At 30.1% G+C, this 1,038-nt stretch carries 1 protein-coding gene and 2 pseudogenes; all 3 read right to left on the bottom strand.

Annotated elements, in window-relative coordinates; genetic code table 11:
* Nucleotides 1-88 (bottom strand): annotated as a pseudogene (locus NLF99_RS19620) (class D beta-lactamase); the annotation flags it as partial.
* A 220-nt stretch (nucleotides 89-308) separates the two neighbouring features.
* Nucleotides 309-854, bottom strand: a complete 546-nt coding sequence (locus NLF99_RS19615; protein ID WP_005807148.1) for a BRCT domain-containing protein — start codon at nucleotides 852-854, stop codon at nucleotides 309-311.
* 69 nt (nucleotides 855-923) lie between these two features.
* Nucleotides 924-1,038: pseudogene (locus NLF99_RS19610) on the bottom strand (IS1595 family transposase); the annotation flags it as partial.

The raw sequence follows: 1,038 nt of genomic DNA, 5'->3' as shown, positions 1-1,038 counted from the left end.
TTTCAATTATGTTTTTATTCGTTGTTGTGTTACAGCAAACAAATAAAAATATCATTGAAATAAAAACTACAAATAAAATATTTTTCATTTATTGTCTAATTATCGTTTGTTTTTGTTGCCACTAACGGGAAACGCATTGGCGAAGTGGCGGATAAATTGGACAAAAAGTTCAATTTAGCAGTGACGTAGCCGATGTGTTTCCACAGAAGCTAAATTATTAAAAAAAGCTGAATGTGGAACACATTCGGCGGAATAAAATGCACAAAAGTTGAGTTTGGCACTTAACCCGCCATTTTGCCAATGCGATGTTATATGCCGTATTTTTTGATAAGATAATTTAAGTCAGCTTCGTTTAAAATTCTAATGTTTGCTTTTTTTGATTGGTTTAAGTCGTTTATTTTTTGGATTTTTGACCAACCACAATCTTCACCTGCAAAAACAAAATCTACTTTACCTGTTATTCCTGATTTTATTTGTCCACCAATTTTCATTAGAAAAGTTTTTATTTCTTCTCTTTCTATTGAAAAGTTGCCCGTAATAACTATTCCTTTTCCTATTAAATCAATGTTTTCAAGTTCGTTTTGAGTTATTTGATAATTTGATAAATGCTCTTCATTTTCTTCTAAAACATCTTCACTTGGTTGATTGAAATAATTATTATTTGTTTTAGGCTGGTCATCAATTTTTCTTATTAGTTCTTGATAACTTGGATACTTGTCAGTCAATTCGCCAAATATTAAAGCACAAAGTTTTGCATCGAATTCTGGGTCGTGATGATTTGTTACTTCTAAGTCCAAACTCTCTGCTAAATCTTTTATTTTTTTAGGCATCCCAAGTTTATCTGCAAATAACATTGTGTCAATATAACTTATGACATATGGTTTTAAATTATAATGTTCATATAGATTTTTCTGATTATCCGTTTATGCACCTGTTATATTCGCAATTACTAGTCTGTCAAAGAGTTTGTCTCCAAAATACCGTCTGTTTAATTTGTAAATAAACTCGTTGAGATACAACTGTAAGTATTTCCTTTTG

The sequence above is a fragment of the Sphingobacterium sp. LZ11T8 genome, from assembly GCF_024261425.1.
Classification (GTDB): domain Bacteria; phylum Bacteroidota; class Bacteroidia; order Sphingobacteriales; family Sphingobacteriaceae; genus Sphingobacterium.
Note: the sequence above shows the minus strand (reverse complement) of the source record. Positions and strands in the feature narration are given on the sequence as shown.

Coding starts and splice junctions, on each gene's coding strand:
- NLF99_RS19615 (WP_005807148.1), bottom strand. CDS start 854: ATGTTATTTGCAGATAAACTTGGGATGCCTAAAAAAATAAAAGATTTA.